This window comes from Cytobacillus oceanisediminis 2691, from assembly GCF_000294775.2.
Lineage (GTDB): Bacteria > Bacillota > Bacilli > Bacillales > Cytobacillaceae > Cytobacillus > Cytobacillus pseudoceanisediminis.
The window spans coordinates 26,216-32,500 of sequence record NZ_CP015506.1; the positions used below are offsets into that span (position 1 = coordinate 26,216).

The following is a 6,285-nucleotide window of genomic DNA, read 5'->3' on the forward strand; positions in this document are numbered from 1 at the left end:
TATTTTATCACAGTATGGAGTGGATGGGATATGGAATTTAAGCTGGAAATAAGAAAATAAGAGCATATAGTCTGAAAAATAAAAAAGCTGCCTGTAAGCGGCAGCTGCTGAGAGATCAAGCTCTTTTTGTCACGTTGAAGTTTTCTGTAATCAGAAGCCAATTTTGCGGGAAAGAAAGGCCAAGTTTCCAGTAGCTCATTCCCCGCAGCTTCAGTTCCTTGATTAAATCAAATTTGGCCTGGATGGAGCGGGCATCCTCAAACCAGACCTCGTGCCTTTTGCCGTCAGGTGCTGTGTAATTGAAAAATGGCGCCTGCGCCTGGTAATCATATTGAATGGCTGCATTATTTTCTGCAGCGATTTGTATGGCCTGCTGCGGGCTGACTGCTCTTGCAGTGGTGCCCTGAACAAAAGGAAGCGTCCAGTCATAACCATATAGGTTCTGGCCCATCATAATTTTGGAAGAAGGCATCTCACTAATGGCATATTCTAAAACCTGCCGCACTGGGCCAATCGGGGAAACAGCCATTGCAGGGCCTCCACTGTAGCCCCATTCATAGGTCATGATCACGACAAAATCAACAATCTCCCCATGGGCTTTATAATCATGGGCCTCATACCAGAGGCCTTGCTGTTCTGCACTTGTTTTCGGAGCCAATGCTGTAGAAATCAGCCAGCCTTCCTGCTCGAATCTTGCCTTCGCTTTTCTGAGAAAATTGTTATAGGCTTCCCGGTCAGCGGGGCGCAGAAACTCGAAATCAAAATGAATATCCCTGAAGTCATATTTTTTTGCTGTGGCTGTAATGTTATCCAGGAATTTATTCTGAATCGCCATATCATTTAACAATATCCTGCCGAGTTCATCACTGAACTGATCGTTTTCCTGATTGGTAATAACCATCATCAATACATTATTATTGGCTCTCGCTATGGCCGGGAAATCATTCAGAAGCGGCTCCTTCAAAGAACCATCTCGAAGGGCCTGGAAACTGAAAGGTGCCAGATAGGTCAAATAAGGCGCAGCCTCTCTTGCGCTTTCTACCAGTTCAGGGGCGACTGTATCGCCTCTTGGCTCCACATAGGCATTGAACTCTGCGTTCGTTTTCGGGCGTGGCGGGATATAAAGGCGGAACCCCACCTGCAGCGGCTGGCTCACCGAAATCCCATTGACAGATGCGAGCTGCTGATAAGAAATGCCGAACCTTCTTGAAATTGAGTAAAGGCTGTCTCCGGGCTGAACCCAATAAAAGCGTCCTATTATCGGAATAACAAGTGTCTGGCCGATCACCAGATTATTTGGATTGGGAATTTCATTTGCCTCTATCAGATCTTCAACCGTCGTTCCATATGCCTGGGCAATGCCGAACAAAGACTGGTTTTGCTGAACCACATGAATCTGCAATCTATCTCCCTCCCTGAAAAACACGTCTTAGAACACTACTGCCATTTTATGAAGGAAACATAGAAGAAATGTTATAATTGTTTTCAGAGAAAGAAGATATATTGGCCTTTAATACTTTTTCCATCATCTTTAAGGTATTTTCATTATCGTGGTCATCATTAGAAGCGGTGCAGTCATGCGGTATATGTAAATGATATTCTCTCATATAGGCATCATTGGCCGAAAATAGGACACAGATATTGCCAGCGATGCCTGTCATGACAAGCATATTGACGCCGAGCTGGTGCAGAAGGGTATTTAAGGCAGTGCCATAAAAGGCGGAATGCTTAGGCTTTATTAAAAAATAATCATCCGGCGATGGGTGCATCTCATGAAGGATAGGTGCACTGATAGGATTGCGGCAATGAGTCGTAATTGTATCCAGATCAGCCTGCCAGAGATTATAATGATCATTCACATAAATGACAGGGAGATCCTGCTCATAGAAAGCGGTCTTTAATGTATTGATGGGTTTTGCGATATTCAAAGCTTTGTCAGCAAGGATCCTTCCATGGTGGAAATTAAAGTCGTTAATCATGTCAATAATGATAAGAGCCGGTCTATAGGCTTGCGGATTTTTCATGGTATCGCTCCTTTAAGGTTATTTTTTGTAAAAGGGGCGGCTTTTACACAGATGTTAAGAGAAGGAATGAAGATATAATGAGGCAAGCATCATTCACTGAAGATGAACTGTATATGCAGGAGGCCATTAAAGAAGCAAAGCTGGCGGAAGGTCTGGAAGAAGTTCCAATTGGGGCAGTCATTGTTCTGGAAGGGGAAATCATTGCCCGGGCACATAATCTGAGAGAAGTGAATCAGACTGCGATTGCGCATGCAGAACTGCTTGCCATTGATCAGGCATGCAAAAACCTCGGAACCTGGCGGCTGGAGAATGCTGTTCTTTATGTTACCTTAGAGCCTTGTCCGATGTGTTCGGGATCCATTATTCTCTCGCGCATCAAAAAGGTGGTGTATGGGGCTAAGGATCCAAAGGGAGGCTGTGCCGGGACGCTTATGAATCTATTGCAGGATGAGCGGTTCAATCACCAGAGTGAAGTTGTGCCAGGGGTGTTGGAAGAAGAATGCGGCGAGATGCTTTCGAGCTTTTTCAGAGGGTTGCGAAAGCGCAAGAAAGAAGAGAAAAAAAGAAGGCAATTGCTGCAGATGGAACTTGATACAGGAATTGACAATGGTTAGGCATTGCTTTTTCACCTAAATGTTAGTATACTTATAAATGCGTCGGACAAAGACGCAACTAAATATGGTATCAACTTTGCCGTGCTAGGCGGGGAGGTAGCGGTGCCCTGTACTCGCAATCCGCTCTAGCGAGGCTGAATCCCTTCCCGAGGCTGATGTCCTGTAGGGCCTGCCTTAAGTAAGTGGTGTTGACGCCCGGGTCCTGCGCAATGGGAATCCATGAATCATGTCAGGTCCGGAAGGAAGCAGCATTAAGTGGAAGCTCCCATGTGCCGCAGGGTTGCCTGGGCCGAGCTAACTGCTTAAGTAACGCCTATGGGCGTCAGTCGACGGAAGGTGCACGGCAGTTTATATTGTAAATAAAACTCATCCTTTTGCAGGATGGGTTTTTTGTTGTAATTTATTTCGCTCTAGGTTTTGTAAAAAGGAAAATAGATACGTTATAATAGATAAAGGACTATACATAGGAAGGGGGCGTGTCAGTGAGTTATCAAGCTTTATATCGTGTTTGGCGTCCGCAGCAGTTTATCGATGTCGTCGGACAGGAACATGTGACAAAGACTTTGCAAAACGCCCTGCTTCAGGAGAAGATATCACACGCCTATCTGTTTTCCGGCCCCCGCGGAACAGGTAAAACAAGTGCAGCTAAAATTCTCGCAAAGGCTGTTAACTGCGAGAAGGCTCCGGTTACTGAACCGTGCAATGAGTGTGCTGCCTGCAGAGGCATTACAGACGGTTCTATTCCTGATGTCATTGAAATTGATGCTGCATCCAATAATGGTGTAGAAGAAATCAGGGATATCAGGGACAAAGTGAAATATGCCCCGAACGCTGTAAAGTATAAGGTTTACATCGTCGATGAGGTACATATGCTTTCCATTGGCGCTTTCAATGCCCTGTTAAAGACGCTTGAAGAGCCGCCTAAGCATGTCATATTTATTTTAGCCACTACAGAGCCTCATAAAATTCCACTGACGATAATTTCCCGGTGCCAGCGATTCGATTTTAAACGGATTACGGCTCAGGCGATAACAGGGAGAATGAAGCTGATTGCGGATGAAACAGGTGCAGCATATGAGGACCAGGCACTGCAGATCATTGCGAGAGCCGCAGAAGGCGGTATGCGTGATGCCCTTAGCTTGCTTGACCAGGCAATTTCCTTCAGCCAGGATCGTGTTACAGTTGAAGATGCCCTGTCTGTAACAGGTGCTGTGTCACAAGGGTTTCTGAATAAGCTGGCAAGAGCGGTTAAAGACAGGGATGCCGCATCCGGGCTGGGATTTCTGGAAGAGCTCCTTTTTCAGGGGAAAGATCCAGCCCGTTTTATAGAAGACTTTATCCTGTATTACCGGGATATGCTCTTATATAAAGCAGCTCCAAGGCTGGAGGAATCATTGGAAAGAGTCATGCTTGATGAAGAATTCCAGCAGCTTGCCCAGGAAGTCGAGCCGGAAGAGCTCTATGAACTGATTGAGGTGCTGAACAAAGCCCAGCAGGAAATGCGATGGACCAACCATCCGAGGATTTTCCTGGAGGTGGCGATTGTGAAGCTGTGCCAGCTTGAACAGCGAGAGAAATCAGGACAGTCTGCAGACATCAAGCCGCTGATGCAAAAAATCGAACAGCTTCAGCATGAGCTGGCGGAATTAAAGAAAAACGGCATAGCGGTGAAAGATGATGGAGCTCCTGCTGTACAGAAAAAACCGCAGAGAAGTTCACGTAAAGGATTCCAGGCACCAGTAGGAAAAGTGAATGAAGTCCTGAAGCAGGCAACGAAAAACGACCTGGTGGCTGTAAAAAGCCGCTGGGGTGAAATGCTGAATCTGCTTGTTCAAAACCAGATGCGCTCTCAGGCAGCGCTTCTCAATGAAGCAGAACCTGTTGCCGCATCCGAAACAGCTCTTATCGTAAAGTTCAAATATGAAATCCACTGTCAGATGGCCATGGATAATGCGAAATTCCTGGATACACTGGCGAATGTCATGTTTGAGCTATTAGGCAAGAGATTGCAGCTGGTTGGCATTCCGGATGAACAATGGCAAAGTGTCAGGGAGGATTTCCTGCGCAGCCAGCGTGACGGAGATGAGTCTGGTGAGGGCTTCGGCAGAAATGAGGAAGAGCCCCATGTGGCTGAAGCGGTCAAATTATTTGGCGCTGAACTAATTGAAATTAAAGAATAGAAAATAGCTGGAGGTATGTAAAATGCGCGGTGGAATGGGAAATATGCAAAATATGATGAAACAAATGCAGAAAATGCAAAAGAAGATGGCTCAGGCACAGGAAGAGCTTGGCGAAAAAAGAATTGAAGGAACAGCTGGCGGCGGAATGGTGACTGTCATTGTATCCGGACATAAACAAGTATTAGAAGTAAACATCAAAGAAGAAGTTGTTGATCCGGAAGATATTGATATGCTTCAGGACCTTGTTCTGGCGGCAACGAACGATGCACTGAAAAAAGCGGATGACTTAACAAACGACACAATGGGCCAATTTACTAAAGGAATGAACCTGCCGGGAATGTTTTAATAAAACGTCCTGAACGAGTGCTTTCTTGCATGTTTTATCTATAATAGAGTTATGCACGAAAGAACGGACAGGCTGAGCGCCAGCGAACATAGACTGATGGGAATCTTCATCAGTCCGTCATGCTCGCGGCGCTTTTCCTTTTCATATAGGAGGAATTATACATGCACTATCCTGAACCAATATCAAAGCTGATTGACAGCTTTATGAAATTGCCCGGAATCGGCCCAAAAACGGCTGCGCGTCTGGCGTTTTTTGTTTTAAGTATGAAAGAAGATACTGTGCTGGATTTTGCCAAGGCGCTTGTCAATGCGAAAAGAAATTTATCTTACTGCTCTGTCTGCGGCCATATCACTGATCAGGACCCGTGTTATATTTGTGAGGACCAGAGACGCGACCGGTCAGTAATCTGTGTGGTCCAGGATCCGAAAGATGTTATTGCCATGGAAAAGATGAAGGAATATAACGGACTTTATCATGTCCTTCACGGAGCCATTTCACCGATGGATGGAATAGGGCCGGAAGATATCAATATTCCTGATTTATTGAAAAGGCTTCAGGATGAAACAGTACAGGAAATTATTCTTGCCACCAATCCTAATATCGAAGGGGAAGCAACAGCCATGTATATCTCCCGCCTGATTAAGCCATCCGGCATAAAGGCTACCCGGATTGCCCATGGCCTGCCAGTGGGTGGAGACTTAGAGTATGCTGATGAAGTAACGCTATCAAAAGCATTAGAAGGCAGAAGAGAAGTTTAAGTACGGAGGCGGAATTTATGTTTTTTCGCAGGAAAGGATGGCTTCGAAGCGAGTTTGATGAGAAGCTTTTGGAGCAGCTGAACAGATTGAAAACAGATTGGAACAACCAGAAATCGCTAGTGGAAAAGAGCTTTGATCCATCCCCGGAAGCAATCAGCCAGGCGAAGCTGGCCGAAGCTAAGTACTTTTTTCTTTTCAGGGAAGCTAAAAAGAGAAATGTAAGAGTCAGAATATAGTTTGTTCCCATTGCGGAAAGAAAATCAATCATTACAAAATACTTGTCCTCCTCCAAGGTCTTTTTTGTACGCGCTAATCATAAATTAGTAGTACAAGTTTCCTGAAAGGAGGATTTTTCTTTTGGAC

At 45.3% G+C, this 6,285-nt stretch carries 8 protein-coding genes and 1 other RNA gene (1 of these 9 running past the window's edge); 7 read left to right on the forward strand and 2 right to left on the reverse strand.

The genetic code is table 11. The annotated features are described in order from the left end of the window. Nucleotides 1–115: 115 nt before the first annotated feature. Nucleotides 116–1,402, reverse strand: coding sequence for a LysM peptidoglycan-binding domain-containing protein (locus A361_RS00125; RefSeq protein WP_009336770.1), 1,287 nt, complete (start codon nucleotides 1,400–1,402; stop codon nucleotides 116–118). Between the two features lie 46 nt (nucleotides 1,403–1,448). Continuing rightward, nucleotides 1,449–2,024, reverse strand: coding sequence for a cysteine hydrolase family protein (locus tag A361_RS00130; RefSeq protein WP_009336771.1), 576 nt, complete (start codon nucleotides 2,022–2,024; stop codon nucleotides 1,449–1,451). A gap of 77 nt (nucleotides 2,025–2,101) precedes the next feature. On the opposite strand from A361_RS00130, the gene tadA reads away from it, so the two are divergent. From tadA to A361_RS00165, 7 genes are all read left to right on the forward strand, one after another. Beyond that, entirely contained in the window at nucleotides 2,102–2,638 is a 537-nt protein-coding gene (gene tadA / locus A361_RS00135; protein ID WP_009336772.1) for a tRNA adenosine(34) deaminase TadA, read from the forward strand. A 79-nt stretch (nucleotides 2,639–2,717) separates the two neighbouring features. Next, nucleotides 2,718–2,982, forward strand: an RNA gene (gene ffs / locus A361_RS00140) — signal recognition particle sRNA large type. Nucleotides 2,983–3,120: 138 nt separating this feature from the next. Next, the gene (gene dnaX / locus A361_RS00145) at nucleotides 3,121–4,818 is read left to right on the forward strand and encodes a DNA polymerase III subunit gamma/tau (RefSeq protein WP_009336773.1); all 1,698 of its coding nucleotides are present in this window, start codon (nucleotides 3,121–3,123) and stop codon (nucleotides 4,816–4,818) included. A 22-nt stretch (nucleotides 4,819–4,840) separates the two neighbouring features. Further along, complete coding sequence (locus A361_RS00150; protein ID WP_009336774.1) at nucleotides 4,841–5,164, forward strand: YbaB/EbfC family nucleoid-associated protein; 324 nt, start codon at nucleotides 4,841–4,843, stop codon at nucleotides 5,162–5,164. Between the two features lie 161 nt (nucleotides 5,165–5,325). After that, the gene (gene recR / locus A361_RS00155) at nucleotides 5,326–5,922 is read left to right on the forward strand and encodes a recombination mediator RecR (RefSeq protein WP_009336775.1); all 597 of its coding nucleotides are present in this window, start codon (nucleotides 5,326–5,328) and stop codon (nucleotides 5,920–5,922) included. A gap of 17 nt (nucleotides 5,923–5,939) precedes the next feature. Further along, nucleotides 5,940–6,158 (forward strand): YaaL family protein, encoded by a 219-nt coding sequence (locus A361_RS00160; protein WP_019383453.1) that lies wholly within the window; start codon nucleotides 5,940–5,942, stop codon nucleotides 6,156–6,158. Between the two features lie 121 nt (nucleotides 6,159–6,279). Then, nucleotides 6,280–6,285: the beginning of a pro-sigmaK processing inhibitor BofA family protein gene (locus A361_RS00165; protein WP_009336777.1), read on the forward strand. 258 nt of this gene lie beyond the right edge of the window; 6 of the gene's 264 nt are visible here — the first part of the coding sequence; the start codon lies at nucleotides 6,280–6,282; its stop codon lies off the right edge, out of view.